The 18220-nt window shown below is 73.0% G+C and carries 15 protein-coding genes and 1 tRNA gene; 6 read left to right on the forward strand and 10 right to left on the reverse strand.

Annotated features, from left to right (window positions below):
* The 3 genes from I8N68_RS28230 to I8N68_RS28240 form a co-directional block, all read left to right on the forward strand.
* Nucleotides 1–943 (forward strand): replication initiator (locus tag I8N68_RS28230; RefSeq protein ID WP_372433877.1); only part of this gene is annotated, 943 nt, incomplete at its 5' end.
* Nucleotides 940–1125 carry a helix-turn-helix transcriptional regulator gene (locus I8N68_RS28235; RefSeq protein WP_200215548.1) on the forward strand — a complete coding sequence of 62 codons (186 nt, stop codon included), beginning with the start codon at nt 940–942 and terminating at the stop codon, nt 1123–1125. The genes I8N68_RS28230 and I8N68_RS28235, both read left to right, overlap by 4 nt.
* A gap of 318 nt (nt 1126–1443) precedes the next feature.
* The gene (locus I8N68_RS28240; protein WP_200215551.1) at nt 1444–2262 is read left to right on the forward strand and encodes a tyrosine-type recombinase/integrase; all 819 of its coding nucleotides are present in this window, start codon (nt 1444–1446) and stop codon (nt 2260–2262) included.
* A gap of 17 nt (nt 2263–2279) precedes the next feature.
* Here I8N68_RS28240 and I8N68_RS28245 read toward each other — a convergent pair.
* Nucleotides 2280–2353: transfer RNA gene (locus tag I8N68_RS28245), tRNA-Thr, on the reverse strand.
* 134 nt (nt 2354–2487) lie between these two features.
* Here I8N68_RS28245 and I8N68_RS28250 point away from each other — a divergent pair.
* Entirely contained in the window at nt 2488–4224 is a 1737-nt protein-coding gene (locus I8N68_RS28250) for a metallophosphoesterase family protein (protein ID WP_200215554.1), read from the forward strand.
* A 29-nt stretch (nt 4225–4253) separates the two neighbouring features.
* Here the strand turns inward: I8N68_RS28250 and I8N68_RS28255 are convergent, their stop codons facing one another.
* The 6 genes from I8N68_RS28255 to tmk all read right to left on the reverse strand — a co-directional run bounded on the left by I8N68_RS28255 (nt 4254) and on the right by tmk (nt 10243).
* Complete coding sequence (locus I8N68_RS28255; RefSeq protein WP_200215556.1) at nt 4254–5093, reverse strand: PSP1 domain-containing protein; 840 nt, start codon at nt 5091–5093, stop codon at nt 4254–4256.
* A 305-nt stretch (nt 5094–5398) separates the two neighbouring features.
* Nucleotides 5399–6070 carry a hypothetical protein gene (locus I8N68_RS28260; protein WP_200215558.1) on the reverse strand — a complete coding sequence of 224 codons (672 nt, stop codon included), beginning with the start codon at nt 6068–6070 and terminating at the stop codon, nt 5399–5401.
* Complete coding sequence (locus tag I8N68_RS28265) at nt 6070–6375, reverse strand: type VII secretion target (protein ID WP_200215561.1); 306 nt, start codon at nt 6373–6375, stop codon at nt 6070–6072. The genes I8N68_RS28260 and I8N68_RS28265 overlap by 1 nt, the downstream gene beginning before the upstream one ends.
* 1 nt (nt 6376) lies before the next feature.
* A complete protein-coding gene (locus I8N68_RS28270; protein WP_200215563.1) occupies nt 6377–6706 on the reverse strand; it encodes a YbaB/EbfC family nucleoid-associated protein in 330 nt (109 codons plus the stop codon).
* Nucleotides 6707–6824: 118 nt separating this feature from the next.
* Nucleotides 6825–8090 carry a DNA polymerase III subunit delta' gene (locus tag I8N68_RS28275; RefSeq protein WP_200215565.1) on the reverse strand — a complete coding sequence of 422 codons (1266 nt, stop codon included), beginning with the start codon at nt 8088–8090 and terminating at the stop codon, nt 6825–6827.
* Nucleotides 8090–10243, reverse strand: a complete 2154-nt coding sequence (gene tmk / locus I8N68_RS28280; RefSeq protein WP_307813007.1) for a dTMP kinase — start codon at nt 10241–10243, stop codon at nt 8090–8092. Before tmk ends, I8N68_RS28275 begins: the two co-directional genes overlap by 1 nt.
* 218 nt (nt 10244–10461) lie before the next feature.
* Here tmk and I8N68_RS28285 point away from each other — a divergent pair, with 218 nt between their 5' ends.
* Nucleotides 10462–11670, forward strand: a complete 1209-nt coding sequence (locus I8N68_RS28285; RefSeq protein WP_200215569.1) for an amino acid deaminase/aldolase — start codon at nt 10462–10464, stop codon at nt 11668–11670.
* 232 nt (nt 11671–11902) lie between these two features.
* Here I8N68_RS28285 and I8N68_RS28290 read toward each other — a convergent pair whose 3' ends face one another.
* Entirely contained in the window at nt 11903–12475 is a 573-nt protein-coding gene (locus I8N68_RS28290; protein ID WP_200215630.1) for a TetR/AcrR family transcriptional regulator, read from the reverse strand.
* Nucleotides 12476–12697: 222 nt separating this feature from the next.
* Between I8N68_RS28290 and I8N68_RS28295 the strand changes: the two genes are divergently transcribed.
* Complete coding sequence (locus I8N68_RS28295; protein WP_200215578.1) at nt 12698–14005, forward strand: D-arabinono-1,4-lactone oxidase; 1308 nt, start codon at nt 12698–12700, stop codon at nt 14003–14005.
* Nucleotides 14006–14074: 69 nt separating this feature from the next.
* Here I8N68_RS28295 and I8N68_RS28300 read toward each other — a convergent pair whose 3' ends face one another.
* Together I8N68_RS28300 and topA are read right to left on the reverse strand one after the other, a co-directional pair.
* Nucleotides 14075–15040 (reverse strand): PDDEXK family nuclease, encoded by a 966-nt coding sequence (locus I8N68_RS28300; protein WP_234040754.1) that lies wholly within the window; start codon nt 15038–15040, stop codon nt 14075–14077.
* A gap of 119 nt (nt 15041–15159) precedes the next feature.
* Complete coding sequence (gene topA / locus I8N68_RS28305) at nt 15160–17973, reverse strand: type I DNA topoisomerase (RefSeq protein WP_200215634.1); 2814 nt, start codon at nt 17971–17973, stop codon at nt 15160–15162.
* Nucleotides 17974–18220 lie beyond the last annotated feature (247 nt).

Here is an 18220-nt window from a genome sequence, read left to right on the forward strand (position 1 = left end):
TGACCGGTTCTGGCAGAACCTGCGCCGGGCGGTCGGCTGGAACGTCCAATACGCCGGGGCCGTCGAGCCGCAGCGCCGGCTGGCTCCGCACGCGCACTTCGCCATCCGGGGCACCATCCCCCGGGCGCTGGTGCGGCAGGTCGCCGCCGCGACATATCACCAGGTGTGGTGGCCGTCCGTCGAGCAGCGGGTCTACGAACCGGCCACCGCGCCGCAGTGGGACGCCGACGCCGCCTGCTACACCGACCCCACCACCGGCCGGCTCCTGCCGTCCTGGGATGACGCCCTGGACCTGGTCGACGCCGACCCCGACGCTGATCCCGTGCACGTCGTCCGCTTCGGCGTCCAGGTCGACGCCAAGGGCGTGCTCGCCGGCACCAAGGACGCCGACCGGTGCGTCGGCTACATCACCAAGTACCTGACCAAGCAGGCCGCCGACTGCCACGACGTGACCACCAGCCGGCAGCGCGCGCACCTGGAACGGCTCTGGCAGGAACTGCGGCACACGCCCTGCTCTGAGCGGTGCGCCAACTGGCTGCTCTACGGCGTGCAACCCAAGAAGGCCCGACCAGGCTTGCGGCCGGGCAACTGCAAGAACAAGGTCCACAAGCGGGAAACCCTCGGCATCGGCGGCCGACGCGTCCTCATCTCCCGGCAGTGGTCCGGCAAAACCCTCACCGACCACCGGGCCGACCGCCGCGAGTGGGTCAAGGCGCTCCTGGGCGTCACCACCGCCGCCGACACCGCCCCGGCCGGCGGGGAGCAGCGGCACGCCTGGGAACTCGCCAAGCCCACCGACCCCGACGTTGCGCCCCTCGGCCACCGGGTCCTCCGGGCGATATCCGAGCGCATCCAATGGCGCGCCCAGCTCGACGCCGCGAGACGCAACCAGCCACCACCCGATGTTTCGGCAACCGCCACGACCCAGGAGGGAGCAGCATGAAGGCCCGGACCATCGAACCGCTGTGGACGGCTCTGGACGTGTCGACCTTCCTCGGCGTGCCAGTGAGCACCCTCTATCAGTGGCGGTACCGCCGAATCGGGCCGCGGGCCTCTCGGATCGGCCGGCACCTGCGCTATGACCCGGCCGACGTGCGGGCCTGGCTCGCGAAGCAGGCGGGGTAGCCCGTGAGCGTAAAGAAGCGACCGAATCGGAAGTGGCGGGCGCGGGTCCGGGACGCCTCCGGCAAGGAGATAGCTCGGCACTTCGACCGCAAGTCAGACGCGGAGCGGTGGGAGGCGTCTGCCAAGGCGGCCGTCTCTCGTGGTGACTGGATCGACCCGGCTCGGGCACGAGTGACGGTGGGCGCCTGGGCCGGGCAATGGATGGCCGCTCAAGTGCAGCTCAAGCCGTCGACTCGCGCCCGGTATGAGCTGGCACTACGTCGGCAGATCCTTCCGACATGGGAGGGCATCCCGCTTTCGGCAGTCTCGTACGCGGAGGTGGCGGCCTGGGTTCAGCGGCTCACCGCGTCCGGACTCGCGCCGGCAACGGTCCGGTACGCGCATCGGGTGCTGTCGCTGGCCCTGGCCCACGCCGTGCGGGACGGTCGTATGTCTCGGAATCCGGCAGAGGGTGTGCGGCTGCCTCGGGTGGTGCGGGAAGAGCCGGTGTTCCTCGACCACGACCAGGTGGCGAGGCTCGCGGAGGCGTGCGGGCGGTACGGGCTGCTCGTGCGGTTCCTGGCCTACACCGGGCTGCGGTGGGGTGAGGCATCCGCGCTGCGGGTGTCGCGGCTGGATCTGCTGCGGCGTCGGGTGACGGTGGCCGTGGCGTTCGCGGAGGTTGGCGGGGAGCTGGTCGAGGGGACGCCGAAGAACCACCAGCGCCGGTCGGTGCCGATTCCGCGCTTCCTCGTCGACGAGCTAGCCGCGCACGTCGCCGGGAAGCGTCGGGACGCGCTGGTGTTCACCGCGCCGAACGGCGGGCCACTGCGTAATACCAACTTCCGGTCGCGGGTCTTCGCGCCGGCGGCGGCGTCGACCGGGCTGGCCGGGCTGACTCCGCACGACCTCCGGCACACGGCGGCAAGTCTGGCCGTGGCGGCGGGCGCCAACGTCAAGGCGGTGCAGCGGATGCTCGGGCACGCCTCGGCGTCGATGACGCTCGACGTGTACGCGGGGCTGTTCGGTGACGACCTGGACGCCGTTGCCAACCGGCTGGACGAAGCGGTCGCGGCGCGGGATGCGGACTATTTGCGGACTGGCACGGCCGTAGGCGAGGTTGTCGACCTCGGAAAACGGCGAAGCCCAGGCCGTTGACCTGGGCTTCTGTACCGAGCCGCCTGACGGAATCGAACCGTCGACCTACGCATTACGAGTGCGTCGCTCTAGCCGACTGAGCTAAGGCGGCAACGATCGTCAAGTGTACGGCACATCCTCGGGCCAGGCCGAACGGCATCCCCCGGGACCGGGATCCGGACATCGAGGGAGGTTCGGTCGTTCGCCGGACAGCGCTCGCCCCGGCTCGGGACTACCCTGCGGCGGGTGAGCGACGATCACGTACCGGAGCAGCAGCCGATCCCCGAGGCGCACCCGGGCGAGCGGGCGGCCCGCCGGCCGCGCAGCGCCGATCCGCTGGAGCTGGGCTTCACCCCGCGCAAGCCGGTGCCGTGGCTGGCGCCGTTCCTGTTGATCAGCACGGGCATCCGGACGCTGCTGGCGATGCTGTTCGGGGCGTACCTGGACAAGCGGGAGCTGCAGAACGCGTTCGGCGACGGGATCTTCCGCCAGGTCGGTCCGGACGGCGGGCTCTGGTTGGACTACGTGGCCGACCTGGGCGACGGCTTCGACGCGACGTACTCGGTGGCCTACCTGCTGGCCCAGCCGGAGCTGGTGGTGGACGGGCACCGGCTGCCCCGGGCGCAGACCCTGGTGATGGGCGGCGACCAGGTCTACCCGTCGGCGTCGTACGAGGCGTACGAGGACCGGTGCAAGGGGCCGTACCAGGCCGCGCTACCGCTGGCCCCGCCCGAGCGGCCGACGCTCTTCGCGGTGCCAGGCAACCATGACTGGTACGACGGCCTCACCGCCTTTTTGCGGCTGTTCGTCCGGTCCCGGGACCGGCATTTCGGTGGCTGGGGCACCGGCCAGTCCCGGTCGTACTTCGCGGTGGAGTTGCCCGCGGACTGGTGGCTGCTCGGCCTCGACGACCAGTCCGGGTCGTACCTGGACGACCCGCAGCTCACCTACTTCGACGAGGTGGCCCGCAAGCTCACCCCCCGGTCGCGGGTGATTTTGGCGGTGCCGGCGCCGACCTGGGTCAAGGCCGTGGACCATCCGACCGCGTACGACTCGATCGACTACTTCATCCGGACGATCATCGCGCCCACCGGGGCCCAGGTGCGGCTGCTCGTCTCCGGGGACCTGCACCACTACGCCCGCTACGCCGGCCCGGAGCGGCAGCTGATCACCTGTGGTGGCGGCGGCGCCTACCTGTACCCGACGCACCAGCTGCCGGAGCGGCTGGAGGTGCCCCCGCGGGACACGCTGGCCCGGCGGTCCAGCCGCACCCGCCCGTACGACCTGGCGGCGCGCTATCCCGACCGGGCCCGCTCCCGGCGGTACGGCTGGGGCATCTTCGCCCGGCTGCCGTTCCGCAACCCGGGCTTCACCACCCTGCTCGGCACCATGCACACGCTGCTGATGCTGGCCATGGCCGGGGTGGCGACGAACCGGTCGGGCACGACCGAGCAGCGGCTGTTCAGCGTGCCGCTGGTGATCATGCTGCTGGTCACGGTGCTCAGCGCGGCGTTCTTCGCCAAGCCGCCGGCTGCGGGCGGGAAGCGGCACGCCCGGCACTGGATGCTCGGCGTCGGCCACGGTCTGGCGCACGTCGCGCTGGCCGCCGCGGGCACCTGGGCCTGGCTGCAACTGCCCCTGTACGACTGGCCGTGGCCGCTGCCGGTGGTCGCCGCGGCGGTCGTCTACGGTCCGGTGATCGGTCTGGTGTCCAGCCAGGTGGTGGCGCTGTATCTGCTGGTGGCGGGGGCGTTCGGGGTGAACGTCAACGAACTCTTCGCCGGCCAGGGCATCGAGGACTCGAAGTGCTTCCTGCGGATGCGCATCGACCCCGACGGCACCCTCACCGTCTACCCCATCGCCCTGGACGAGGTCTCCCATGCCTGGGAACTCAACCCCGACCAGTCCCCCACCGCCTCCTGGCTGACCCCCAAGGCGCCGATCACTCCCCGCCTGGCCGAACCCCCCATCACCCTCACCTGACGCCGGGCCCGGGGGAGGGAGGGTGGGGGTCAGGCGGTGTAGTGCTGGTCGTGGGCCTGGCGGGGGGCGCAGACGGAGGCTCGGCTGCATGAGCAGCGGGAGCCGTCGGCGTCCAGGCGGACGGTGACCGAGTCTTTCGGGACGCTGTGACCGACGACCTTGCCGTCCCCCTCCGGCGTGCTGACTCGGCTGCCGATCGCCGGTGCGGACTCCTGGAACCGCTGGTAGAGCGGGTGCTCGTACTTGAGGCAGCACATCAGCCGGCCGCACGCGCCGGAGATCCGCAGCGGGTTGAGCGGCAGGTCCTGGTCCTTGGCCATCCTGATGGTGACCGGCTCGAAGTCGTTGAGAAAGGTCGCGCAGCACAGGTCGCGGCCGCAGGAGCCGATCCCGCCCTGCACCCGAGCGGAGTCCCGGGCCGAGAGCTGCCGCAGCTCCACCCGGCAGCGCAGGGTCGCCCCGAGGTCGCGGACCAGCGAGCGGAAGTCCACCCGGTGCGGTGCGGTGAAGTAGATGGTGGTCCGGTCGCTGCCGGTATCCGGCGCGCCCAGCACGTGGTCGACCGCCACCACCTTCATCGGCAGGCCGTGCTCGCGGATGAGCCGCTTGGCGGCGACCTTCGCCTCGGCCTTGCGCCGCCGCAGCAGCTCGTCGCGGCGCAGGTCTGCGTCCTCGGCCAGCCCGACCAGCTTGGGGAAGCCGTCGGTGTCCTCGCTGACCCACTGCGCGGCCCAGACGCACTCCGCTACCTCGGGCCCGTCGTCGGTGGGCACCAGCACCCGGTCGCCCACCTGCGGGCGCAGCTCGCCCGGATCCAGGTAGTAGAGGCGCCCGTACCGGTTGAAGCTGACCGCGCAGAGCATGCCCATACGTCTCACCCTACGACGCGGCGACCCTCCGGGCCCGGCCGGGCGTCGCCGGGCGGTCACGCCGCGCAGCGATCCACGATCGTCGACTCGACCGATCCGCTCCCCTCCCGACGTGCCGATGATCCTCGCCCGGACGGTTGAATCCCGGCCGACACCGGGGACAAACGCCGGCCGACAGCGTTGAGTGAAGGCAGACCTGCGGGGGGTGCAGGGGAAGGCCACGGCGTCGCCGCCGGAGCCCGGGCACGCCGGCCCGGTGCGCGACGTCGTGGCCCGGCACGCGGCTTCCGCCCCACCGGACCGGCTCAGCGGCCGATCCGGGTCGTCCCGCCGGGCCGGGGCGCGGTGACCGTGTTCTCCCGCCAGGTCGTCTCGGCCAGGCTCGGCGACCACTGCCGCAGCAGCGTCTCCGCGCCGTCGTACGCCACGCCGAGGACCGCCAGCACCCGAGTCCCGATCTCCGCCGCCGCGTACGCCGCCCCGGCACGGCCGGCCTCGCCACCGGTCGGGATGGCGGCGACCACCGTGACGGCCTCGGCGGAGCGCAGCACGTCGGCCAGGGCCCGGGCCAGGGCGAGCCGGCTTCCCTCCACCCAGTCGGCGAGGGCGTCGGCGTAGCCGCCGGTCGACTCGAGCCGCCCCACCAGGCTCTCCGGTCCCTCGTCGAGGTGCCGGAGCAGGGTGCCGCGCGCCTCGTCGTACGCCGAGGCGGCCGGCCCGGACCAGGCGACCGGGTCGGTCAGCGTGGCGCAGGCGTCGTCGTACGCCCGGACGAGCCGGCGCACCGCGTGCCCGGCGGCCGCCAGCGGCGCGGGATGCAGGTCGAGGAACTCGCGCACCCCGTCGCCGGGAAGCACCCGCATCCGGCGCAGCAGTGGCCAGAGCCGGTGCCCGTCCGGCACGCCGGCGGCGAGCAGCGTGTCCACCCGGGCGAGCAGGTCGAGGCCGGGCTGGGCGAGGCGGTCCAGGGCGTCCATCACGCCTCCCGGGTGAGCCGCCGCCGGGCGGCCTCGTCGACGGCGGCGTACCGGTCGGCGGCGCTGCGCAGCGCGGCCGCCGCGGCGGCCAGCCGGGCGGCGGCGGCCCCGGCCTCCCGGGCCCGGTCCTCGGTGGCGGCGGTCCACTGCCGGTGCAGGGCACGGCCGATCTCGCCCGGGCGGCCGGACGCGTGGGTCCCGAAGGCCGGGTGGGCCGGGTCGCTGGCGGTGACGGCGTGGGCGAGGCTGGCCAGGGTGGCGCTCGCCTCGTCCAGCCGGGCGGCGAGGGCGTGCAGGGTGTCCATGTCAGGCCCCCGCGAGCGGCCGGTACGCCGCGAAGGTCTCGTTGTGCAGCTTTTCCCGGGCCCACTGGGCCGCGTCGGCGGCGGCGGTCACCGCGGCCTGCACCGAGCCGGCGACGTCCCGCGGGTGGCGGGTGTGCAGCGGGCCGAGGAAGCGCACGTCGGTGATCCGTCCGCCGGCGGTCACCACCACCTCGACCAGCCCGTCCGGCGACCGGACGGTCACCTCGACCGTGGCCACCGCCTGGTCGAACTCGGCCTGCAGGGACTCGATGCGGCGGTACCGCCGCACCGCCTCCTCGATCCAGGCCTCGTCGATCTCGCCCCGTGGCATCGGCGGACTCCTCCCGGCGGACCCTCACTGAGCGTGCCGTCACCGTCACCACGGCACACCGGACCGTACCGCACGGCAATCGCGCCTGTCGATTGCCTGTGGATGAACGGAAGGGGTGTCAACCCTTCCAGAGGGCGAGCATCATCGCCTCGACCGCGATCCGCGGCTTGACGTTCGCCTCGATCGCCGCCCGGCACTCCAGCACGGCCTCCAGCCGGCGCAGCGCACCCTCGGCGTTCCATTTCTGTGCACCCGCCGCGGCCAGCGCGGCGGTGTCGGTGTGCACCGGCGCGACCGGCGCGCGCAGCGCCATGGTCAGCGCATCCCGGTAGAACCCCGCCAGATCGACCAGGGCCCGGTCCAGGGCATCGCGCTGGCCCCGGGTGGCCCGCGACTTCTGCCGCTTCTCCAGGTCCTTGAGCTGGCCGGCGGCGCCGCGCAGCGCACCGGCCGCGCCCCGTCCGGTGCCGCCCCCGCCGAGCGCGGTCTGCAACGCCGCCCGTTCCGTCTCGTCGACCTCGGTGACCGAGGCGGCGGCCTCCGCCTCGGCCGCCTCGATCAGCGCGGAGGCGGCGTCGAAGGCCGCGCCGACCCCGGTCAGCCGGCGCGGCACCGCGAGCACCGCGTCGCGGCGCTGCCGGGCCTCCGGGTCACGGGCCAGCCGCCGGGCCCGGCCCACGTGCCCCTGCGCGGCCGCCGCCGCCCAGCCCGCGACGTCGGGGGCGATGCCGTCCCGGCGGACCAGCACCTCGGCCACCGCGGCGGCCGCCGGCTGCCGCAGCGGTACGACCCGACACCGCGACCGGATGGTCACCGAGATGTCGTCCGGGTGGGTGGACGGGGCGCAGAGCAGGAAGACCGTCCGGGGCGGCGGTTCCTCGATGGCCTTGAGCAGGGCGTTGCCGGCCGCCTCGGTGAGCCGGTCGGCGTCTTCGATGATGACCACCTGCCACCGCCCGCCGGACGGGGTGCTGGCCGCCCGGAGCACCAGCGCGCGCATGTCGTTGACCCCGATGGAGAGCCCGTCCGGCACCACCAGGCGCACGTCGGCGTGGGTGCCGGTCATCGTGGTGTGGCAGCCCGGGCACGCGCCGCACCCCGTGCCGTGGACGCACTGCAGCGCGGCGGCGAAGGCCCGCGCGGCCACCGAGCGACCTGAGCCGGGCGGTCCGGTGAAGATCCACGCGTGGGTCATCCCCGCCCCCGGGTCCCGCCCCGGCCCGGCCGGTTCCCCGCCGGCGTCGGCGTCCCGCTCGTCGGGCTCGGCCGCGGCGGCGGGACCGGCCGCGGCGGCCCGCAGCTGCGCGGCGGCCGAGGCGGCGGCGCGGCGCAGCGTGTCGACGGCCTCGTCCTGGCCGACCAGGTCGGCGAAGACGTCCGACATCAGGTGGGATGCTCCATCGTCACCAGCTCCGCGTCGGATAACTCCGGCTGGACCGTGGTGTCGGGGCCGTGCGCCGGGCGCGGGTGCACGATGGCGGCCGGATTGACCAGGAACTCGTCCACCCGCCGGCCCACCGCTGCGGCGATCTCCTCAGCCGGGCGGGACGCGTCGAGCACCAGGTAGCGCTTGGGGTCGGCGGCGGCCAGGTCGAGGAAGGCGTACCGGACCCGCTCGTGGAAGGCGACCGACTCGGCCTCCAGCCGGTCGGCGCCCTGCCGGCGGGACTCGACCCGGGACAGACCGGTGCGCGGGTCGACGTCGAGGAGGACCACCAGGTCGGGCTTGAGCCCGCCGGTGGCCCACGAGGAGAGCCAGGAGACCTCCTCCACCGGCAGCGTCCGGCCGGCACCCTGGTAGGCCAGGGACGAGTCGACGTACCGGTCGCTGATCACCACCGCGCCCCGGACCAGCGCCGGCCGGACCACGGTGGCCACGTGGTGGGCCCGGTCCGCGGCGTAGAGCAGCGCCTCGGCGCGCGGCGACGGCGCGTCCGCGCCGACGGTGTCCAGCACCAGCGAGCGGATCCGCTCGCCGACGCCGGTGGCGCCCGGCTCCCGGGTCACCACCACGTCCCGGCCCTGCCCGCGCAGCCGCTCGGCGAGCGCGGCGAGCTGGGTGGACTTGCCGGCGCCCTCGCCGCCCTCGAAGACCACGAAGAGACCGGTGGAGACGAAGGGCTCGGCCGGCATCAGCGGGCGGCCCCGGATCGAACCCCAGAGGTCGGCCAGGACCGGCACGCCCTTCTTGTCGTCCATCTGACCGAAGGCGCTGATCCCGGCGAAGATGCCGGCGACGCCGGCGACGAGCAGCAGCAGCCGGGTCGAGGAGACGGAGACGCCCAGGTCGGCGATGGTCAGCTTGCGCGAGCCGCCGACGCCCACCAGCAGGCTGCTCAGCGCGATCGCCAGGATCAGCACCAGCCGGGTGCCGATCTGCACCACCGCGAAGACCCGGCCGCGCACCTCGTCGGCGACCTCGCCGCCGAGCAGCGTGGTGCCGGCGAGAAAGGCCATCCCGGCGCCCGCGCCGACCAGGATCGCGCCGAGGATCGCCATCGACAGGTGGATGGCGAAGGCGAGCACCAGCACGGAGGCGCTCGCCAGCACGATGCTCATGCCGAACCAGCGGCGCCGGGACATGTCCCGGACGATCATCGGGCCGAGCCCGATACCGACCGCCAGGCCGACGAAGATGGCGCCGAAGAGCAGGAAGAAGGCGGCGTCGCCGGCGCCGAGCGAGGCGGAGAAGAACTTGGCCGTGCCGACCACGATGCCGCCGCCGGCGAACGCGCCGAAGATGCCGAGCACCAGGCCGCGCACCAGCCGGGTCTGCCCGATGTACCGCCAGCCCTCGGTGAACTGGCGGAACATGCTCTGCTCGGCGTGCACCCGCTCGTCGGCCTGGCGCTGGCTGATCTCCTTGATGCCGAACGCCACCACCAGCGCGGTGGCCAGCCGGGAGAACGCGTTGAACCAGAGGGCGAGCTGAGCCGGTTCGGCCCAGCCGGGCATCTCACCCCCGGCCAGCCCGCGCACGCTGCGGTCGAGCACCGCCAGGCCGATCGCGGCGGCCACCGGGGTCAGGCCGTACGTGGTGATCAGGGTGAGCTGGTTCGCGGTCTCCAGCCGGGCGCGCGGGATCAGGTTCGGGACCGCGGCCTCCTTGGCCGGGATCCACAGCAGGGTGATCGTCTCGATCAGGAAGGTGGCGATCGCCGCCCAGGTGACCACCAGCCCGCCACTGGCCCCGGTGAGGGCGTAGAGCGGGATCGAGGCGAAGAGCACGAACCGCAGCACGTCGCAGATGACCATCGTCCAGCGCCGGTCGAACCGGTCGGCGAAGACGCCCGCCACCGGCCCGAGCACCAGCGCCGGCAGCAGCCGGACCGCGATGACGCCACCGAACGCGGCACCCTGCGCGGTGCTGCCGGACACCTGGGCGGCGGCGAAGACGGAGGTGGCGAGCAGTCCGAGCCAGTCGCCGAAGGAGGCGACCCCGAGCACGATCCACAGCCGGCGGAACGGCCGGATGCGCAGCACCGAGCGGATCGCGGCGGCGCCGGACCGGTCGGTCTGGTCACCGGGCGACGACACGCCGGACGACTCGCCGTTCTGCTGGCTTTTGATGGCCGTACCTCCACGTGCCGGCCCAGAGCTGGGCATCCCCGGTGGAACACTCTAGTCCCGGCGGGGAGTGCCCCCGCCCGCGACATTCTCCTGCTCGCCGAGCCTAGGCCGCTTTCGCCGTCGCGCGCAGCCCGGACAGACGCGAGGGTATTTCGCATTGACGCCCAGACAGTTAGCGTGCAGACGTGGCCACTGAAAGCGACAAACTTCGCGACCGCCTGGATCGCGCGACCGCGCACCTCGACCCGCCGTACGCGGTGGTCGACCTCGCCGCGTTCGACGCCAACGCGACCGCGCTGGCCGAGCGGGCCGGCGGCAAGCCCGTCCGGGTCGCCAGCAAGTCGGTCCGGTCCCGGGACCTGCTGACCCGGGCGCTGGGTCGGCCCGGCTGGCGGGGGGTGATGGCCTTCACTCTCCCCGAAGCGAGCTGGCTGGTCCGGACCGGGATCTCGACCGACGTGCTGGTGGCGTACCCCACGGCCGACCGGGGTGGTCTCGCCGAGCTGGCGAACGACCCGGCGCTCGCCGACGCCGTGACGCTGATGGTCGACGGGACCGAGCAGCTCGACCTGGTCGACGAGGTGTGCCCGCCCGCGCGCCGGCCGGCCCTGCGGGTCTGCCTCGAACTGGACGCCTCCTGGCGACCACTGGGCGGGCGGGTGCACGTCGGCGTCCGCCGCTCCCCGGTGCACAGCGCCCGGGCCGCCGGCGCCCTGGCCGCCGCCGTCGCCGGCCGGCAGGGCTTCCGGCTGGTCGGCCTGATGTCGTACGAGGCGCAGATCGCCGGCCTGGGCGACGCCCCGCCCGGGCAGGCCGTGCTGGGTACGGCGATCCGGGTCGCCCAGCGCGGTTCGTACCGCGAGCTGCTGGCCCGCCGCGCGGCGGCGGTCGCCGCGGTCCGCGAGCACGCCGACCTGGAGTTCGTCAACGGCGGCGGCACCGGCAGCGTGGCCGCGACCAGTGCCGACCCCGCGGTCACCGAGGTCACCGCGGGATCAGGGCTGTACGGGCCCACCCTCTTCGACGCGTACCGGGCCTGGCGCCCCACCCCGGCGGCCTTCTTCGCCTGCGCGGTGGTCCGCCGACCGGCGCCCGGCCTGGCCACCGTGCTCGGCGGCGGCTGGATCGCCTCCGGCCCCGCCGCCGGCAGCCGGCTTCCCCGCCCGTGGCTGCCGGCGGGGCTGAAGCTGCTCGGCCCGGAGGGGGCCGGCGAGGTGCAGACCCCGCTGACCGGCGCGGCGGCGGCCACCCTGCGGGTGGGCGACCGGGTCTGGTTCCGGCACGCGAAGGCCGGCGAGCTTTGCGAGCACGTCAATGAGCTGCATCTGGTGGACGGCGACGCCGTGGTCGCGACCGTGCCCACGTACCGGGGTGAGGGCCGGGCGTTCCTCTGACCCGACCCTCTGCGCCGATCCTGCCGCCCGTTCGCACCCGGACGGTTCCTGCCCTGCCACCGGTCGCACCCCGGTCACGTCTTGGTCGTGCCGCCCGGTCGCACCCGGGTTTTCCTGCTGTCGTGCCGCCCGGTCGCACCCGGGTTCCCGCTCGTGTCGTTCGGCATCCCGGTCGCGCCCCGGATGCCCCCGCCCCGCCGCCCGACGCACCGCGGACCGGCGGCGGGCCTGTTCAGCTCGGTTGCGCGGCCTCGGTCCGGTCGTCGACCTGGCGGTGCAGGTACTCCCGGATCAGCGCCTTCGCCTCGGCCAGCACCCGCTCGTCGCCCTCCGGCTGGCGGCGGAACGCCAGCTTGATCAGGGCGTCGGCCGCCTCCACCGCGATCTCCAGGTGGAACCGGAGATCGGGCGCCTCGAGGCCGAAGCGCTCGCTCAGCACCCGGGCCAACTGGTCGGCGATCACGCCGTTGTTGTCCCGCTGCTCATCGAGCAGGTGCAGGTCGACCACGTCGCCGAAGTGCAGGGTACGAAAGCCCGGGACCGTACGGTGCATCGTGATGTACTCGTCGATGCCCGCGTCGACGCCGTCCCACCAGTGGGTCAGGTCGTCGGAGGCGAATCGCTCGTCGAGCCGCTGGAGGTAGGACTCCATCGTGCGCAGGGTCAGCGCCTGCACGATCGCCCGCTTGTCCGGAAAGAACTGATAGACCGATCCGATCGCCACCTCGGCGCGCTCGGCGAGCAGGGTCGTGGTCAGTCCCTCGTACCCCACCTCGTCGACGAGCTCGGCACAGGCATCCAGCATTCGCTGGACCCGCGCGACACTTCGACCCTGCACCGGTACGCGGCGCAGCGGCCCGGTCGTGGCGGCTGGTGTGGACACTCGCCACCCCCCTTCGACGGATGAACATATCTGCAAGTCACGAGACCGTGACTACCGGTACAACGAACGGGCCCCGATTGCGGTATTTACCAGGCACAACGTTCCTGATATGAAGTCAGTTCATATTCATGTCTAGGAGCGCCCATGCCCGGTACGCCAGCCGCCTGGACCAACTGGGCCGGCAATCAGCACAGCACGGCAGCGCTCGTGGTGCGCCCCCGCACCATTCCAGACCTGGTGGCCGCGGTCCATGCCGCCGCCGAGGCGGGCCGGACGATCCGGCCGGTGGGCAGCGGGCACTCGTTCACCGGCGCCGCCCGCACCGACTCCGTCCGCCTCGACCTGGCCGACCTGGACACCGAGGTCACCGTCGACACCGCCCGACGGCTGGTCACCGTGCCGGCCGGGATGACCCTGCACGCCCTCAACGACCTGCTCGCCCGCCACGGCCTGGCCCTACCCAACCTGGGCGACATCGACGCCCAGACCGTCGCCGGGGCGCTCTCCACCGGCACCCACGGCACCGGCGCGCGACTCGGCTGCCTCTCCACCTTCGTCACCGCGCTGACCCTGGTCACCGGCACCGGCGAGGTGCTGCGCTGCTCCGCCGACGAGCACCGGGACGTCTTCGCCGCCGCCCGGGTCGGTCTCGGCGCGGTCGGCGTGCTGGCCGAGGTCACCCTGCGCTGCGTCGACGCCTTCGTGCTCCGCGCGCACGAGCGCCCGGCCCCGCTGGACGCGGTGCTCGCCGAGCTGCCGGCCCTCGTCGACGGGCACGACCACGTCGAGTTCTACTGGTTCCCGTACACCTCCCGGGTGCAGGTCAAGACCAACGACCGGGCGCCCGCCGACGACCGGCCGCTGCCCCGCTGGCGCGGTTGGCTGGACGACGAGTTCCTGGCCAACACGGTCTTCGCCGGGGCCTGCCGGCTCGGCCGCGCCGTTCCCGCGCTGGCCCCGGGCCTCAGCGCGGTCTCCGCGCGGGCGCTCACCGAACGCACCTACACCGGCCGCTCCGACCAGGTCTTCTGCACCCCGCGCCGGGTCCGCTTCGTGGAGATGGAGTACGCCCTGCCGCGCGCCGTCCTGCCCACCGCGCTCGACGCGCTCCGGCGGATCGTCGACGGGTTGCCGTTCAAGGTGCTCTTCCCCGTCGAGGTGCGGTTCACCGCCGCCGACGACATCTGGCTGTCGCACGGGTACGGGCGGGACTCCACGTACCTCGCCATCCACCAGTACGTCGGCATGCCGTACGAGCCCTACTTCCGGGCGTTCGAGCAGGTGGCGACCGAGCTGGGCGGCCGCCCCCACTGGGGCAAACTGCACTGGCGCGACGCGGCCTCGCTGGCGCCCGCCTACCCGAGGTTCGCCGACTTCCTGACGGTCCGCGACCGCCTGGACCCCGCCCGCCTCTTCACCAACCCCTACCTGGACCAGGTCCTCGGCTCCTGACCCCCGCCGATCTTGGAAGGAAACGGCCCTCACCGGGGCCGAACCCTTCCAAGATCCGGACCGATGCGGTCAGCCCGGCCAGCCAGCGGCGCGGAGTGCGGCGCCGAGCTGGGCAATCACCTCGGTCGGCCGGGCGCGGAGCGCCCAGCTGGGAAAACGGAGCACCCGATCGCCCTCGATCCAGAGCGCGTTCTGCCGACGCATGTCGGCCCAGGCATGCGCCGGGTCGAGGTGCTGGCCGCCGTCGATCTCGACGTGCACCTGCCACGGCTCGAAGTAGGCATCGAGGTACCGGCGTCGTCCGGCGGAGTCGTACCGAACCTTCTGCCGGGTGGGCTCGGGTAGGCCGGCGCGGCGGACCAGGTCGAGGAATTCGAGTTCGCCGAGCGAGTGGGCGCCACCGGCGGCGTCCGTCACGGTGGAGGCGATCAACCTCCGGCGTCTGAGCCGCGGCATCCGGTCCAGGACACGGTGCAGCTCGTCGCCGCCGACGAGCCGCTGCTGAAAGGCCGCCGCGATGACGGCGCGAGCCTCCCCATCGCTGGCTGCCCACTGGGCGGCGTCGACGATCGAGCGGGCAGGCATCGTTCGGCGCGGTTGTCCCACCACCAGCACGTCCTCGTCGGGCAGGTGCGTGGTGCGGTGGAGTCGAACGCCCTGCGGCAGTGGACCGCGACGGCAGGCGGCCGGCACCAGCAGATGGACGGCCCCGCTCCCGAAGCCCCGCAGACCAGCCACCTGCGGAGCGGTGAGCCCACCGAGTACCGCGATTGGCCCGGCTGCCAGCACGGCGACCCAGCGACGCTGCACCGTACTGACCGGGCCGGTGTGGGTCACGAAAACGGCGCGATGAACCTGCCGCCACCGACCGGTTGCCACCCGGTGCCGAATCGCCTTACGGGACAGATGGTCCAACGCCTGCCCGAGGGAGATCACGTCGTCCTGTCGGAACAGTAACCAGCTCAGCTCGTCGGCATCCTCATTCGGCAGTGCCCGCCCCAGCGCCGGCAGCGACGCCCCGCGACGAAGACCCATGCCCCCACCCTGCCCACCCGCCTCCCTCCGCCGCCGCCCCTGTGGAAAACGGAGAGATCTTGGAAGGCTTCGGCCCCTCAGCGGGCCGTTTCCTTCCAAGATCTCCAAGCGGGAGAACGTCACTCCGTGGTGGAGGTGGCCTTCCTGGGGGCCGCCTTCTTGGCCGGGGTGGCCTTGGCGGTGGTCGTCTTCTTGGCGGCCGTCGACTTGGTGGCGGCGGCGGTCTTCTTCGCCGCCGACTTCTTGGCCGGGGCCGCCTTCTTCGCGGCCGCCTTCTTCTTCGGGGCCGGCCCCTTCGCCCGCTTCTCGGCGAGCATCTCGGAGGCCTCCTCGAGGGTCAGCGCCTCCGGGGTCTGCGCGCGGCGCAGCGACGCGTTGGTCTCCCCGTCCGTGACGTACGGGCCGAACCGGCCGTCCTTGATCACCAACGGCTTCTCGGTGAGCGGGTCGTTGCCCATCTCCCGCAGCGGGGGCGCGGCGGCCCGGCGCTGCCGGGTCTTCGGGGTGGCCAGCAGGGCGAGGGCCTCGTCCAGCGTGACGGTGAACATCTTCTCTTCCGAGTCCAGCGAGCGGAACTCGTCACCGCGCTTGACGTACGGGCCGTAGCGGCCGTTGTTGGCGAAGACCTCGACCCCGTCGGGGGCGACCCCGATCAGCCGGGGCAGGCTGAGCAGCTTCAGCGCCTCGTCGAAGGTGAGGGTGTCGGGCGTCTGGGAGCGCAGCAGCGACGACTTGCGCTCGCCGCTGGACACGTACGGGCCGAACCGGCCGGACTTGAGCACGATCGGCTCGCCGGTCGCCGGGTCGTCGCCGAGCTTGCGCTCGCCCGCGCCGCCGAGGAACAGCTCGTGCACCTTCTCCGGGGTCAGCTCGTCCGGCGCCAGTCCCTCCGGGATCGGCGCCCGGTCACCCTGAGCGCCGCCCTCCTCGCCCTCGACCTTCGGGGCCGGCTGCTCGCCGGGCAGCGCCCGCTGCAGGTACGGCCCGAACCGGCCGACCCGCGCGACGACCTCGCGCCCCTCGTCGTCGGTGAAGAGCGGGATCGAGTTGACGCTGCGCGCGTCGATGTCGCTGAGATTCTCGGTGACCAGCTTCTTCAGCCCGCCCGCGTGGGCGATGGCCTGGTCGCCGGTGCCGTTGGTGCTGCCGAAGTAGAAGGAGGTGAGGAAGTCGACAGCGGCGTGGTCGCCGCCGGCGATCTCGTCCAGCTCGTTCTCCATGCTGGCGGTGAAGTCGTAGTCGATCAGGCGCGGGTAGTGCTGCTCCATCAGTCCGATGACCGCGAACGCCAGGAAGGTCGGGATCATCGCCTGGCCACGCTTGGTCACGTAGCCGCGGTCCTGGATGGTCTGCATGATCGACGCGTACGTCGACGGGCGGCCGATGCCCAGCTCCTCCAGCGCCTTGACCAGCGAGGCCTCCGTGTAGCGCGACGGCGGCTGGGTGTGGTGGCCCTGCGCGGCGAGCTCGTCAGCGGTCAGCGGCTGGTCCTTGGCCAGCGTGGGCAGCCGGCGCTCGGCGTCCTCGGCCTCGGCGTTCTCGTCGTCGCTGGACTCGACGTACGCGCGCAGGAAGCCCGGGTCGGTGATGGTCTTGCCGGTCGCGCCGAAGTCGGCTTCCTCCTGTGCGGCGGAGACCGCGCGGATGCGCACCGAGACGCTGGAGCCGACCGCGTCGGTCATCTGCGAGGCGATGGTGCGCCGCCAGATCAGCTCGTAGAGCTTGAACTCCTCGGCGGAGAGCTCCTTGGCCACCTCGCCCGGGGTACGGAAGTTGTCCCCCGCCGGGCGGATCGCCTCGTGCGCCTCCTGCGCGTTCTTCACCTTGCCGGTGTAGCGGCGCGGCTCCGGCGGCACGCTGCGCTCGCCGTACAGCTCGACGATCTGCCGGCGGGCCGCCGTGATGGCGGTCTCCGACAGGTTCACCGAGTCGGTACGCATGTAGGTGATGTAGCCGTTTTCGTAGAGCCGCTGCGCGGTGCGCATCGTCTGCTGCGAGGAGAGGCGGAGCTTGCGGGCCGCCTCCTGCTGGAGCGTGGAGGTGATGAACGGCGCGTACGGGCGGCGCCGGTAGGGCTTCTCCTCGACCCGGGTGACGGTGAACTGCCGGCCCTGGAGCCGGGCGGCCAGCCCACGGGCCCCGCTCTCGTCGAGGTGCACGACGCCGGCGCCGGCCCGGACGCGACCGGTGGTCGGCTCGAAGTCCTTGCCGGTGGCGATCCGGTCCCCGTTGAGGGCGATCAGCGTGGCGTTGAAGTTGCGCGGCCCCTCGCCGGGGTTCGCCACCGCGAGGGTGGCGAGGATGTCCCAGTACTCGGCGGTGCGGAAGGCCATCCGCTGGCGCTCCCGCTCGACCACGATCCGGGTCGCCACGGACTGCACCCGGCCCGCCGAGAGCTTCGGCATGACCTTCTTCCACAGCACCGGGGAGACCTCGTAGCCGTACAGCCGGTCGAGGATGCGCCGGGCCTCCTGCGCGTCGACCAGGTCCCGGTCGATCTCGCGCGGGTTGGCCACCGCGGCCTGGATCGCCGGCTTGGTGATCTCGTGGAAGACCATCCGCCTGACCGGCACCTTGGGCTTGAGCGTCTCCACCAGGTGCCAGGCGATCGCCTCGCCCTCGCGGTCCTCGTCCGTCGCCAGGAAGATCTCGTCGACCTCCTTGGCCAGCTTCACCAGCTTGTTGATCTGCTGCTTGCGGTCGGCGGAGACCACGTAGAGAGCGTGGAAGCCGTTGTCGACGTCCACCCCGAGTCGGGCCCAGGCCTCGCCCTTGTACTTGGCCGGCACGTCGGCGGCGTTGCGGGGAAGGTCCCGGACGTGGCCGAAGCTGGCCTCCACGACGTACCCCGGGCCGAGGTAGCCCGAGATCGTCTTGGCCTTCGCCGGTGACTCGACGATGACCAGACGGGTGGTTCCAGCGTTGCTCGGCACGTCTCTCTTCGACCTCACTCCTGCTCCAATGCCCGGCGTCCGGCCGTGTCACTCATGCCCGTTTCGGGCGTGTTGCACCGGCCGGACCGAGGGCGGTCCGGATGTCCAACGTAACGCGCCCGCCGCGTTTCGGGTTTCGCGGGCGGCAAACCGGTCCGGACCTGGCGGCCACCGGCCCGCCCGTGCGGAGACTCCGCCGGACGGCGCCACCGTACACCGCGGGCCGGGCGCCGGGCGCGACACTGCG

The organism is Micromonospora coerulea, from assembly GCF_016598485.1.
GTDB classification, from domain to species: Bacteria; Actinomycetota; Actinomycetes; order Mycobacteriales; family Micromonosporaceae; genus Micromonospora; species Micromonospora coerulea.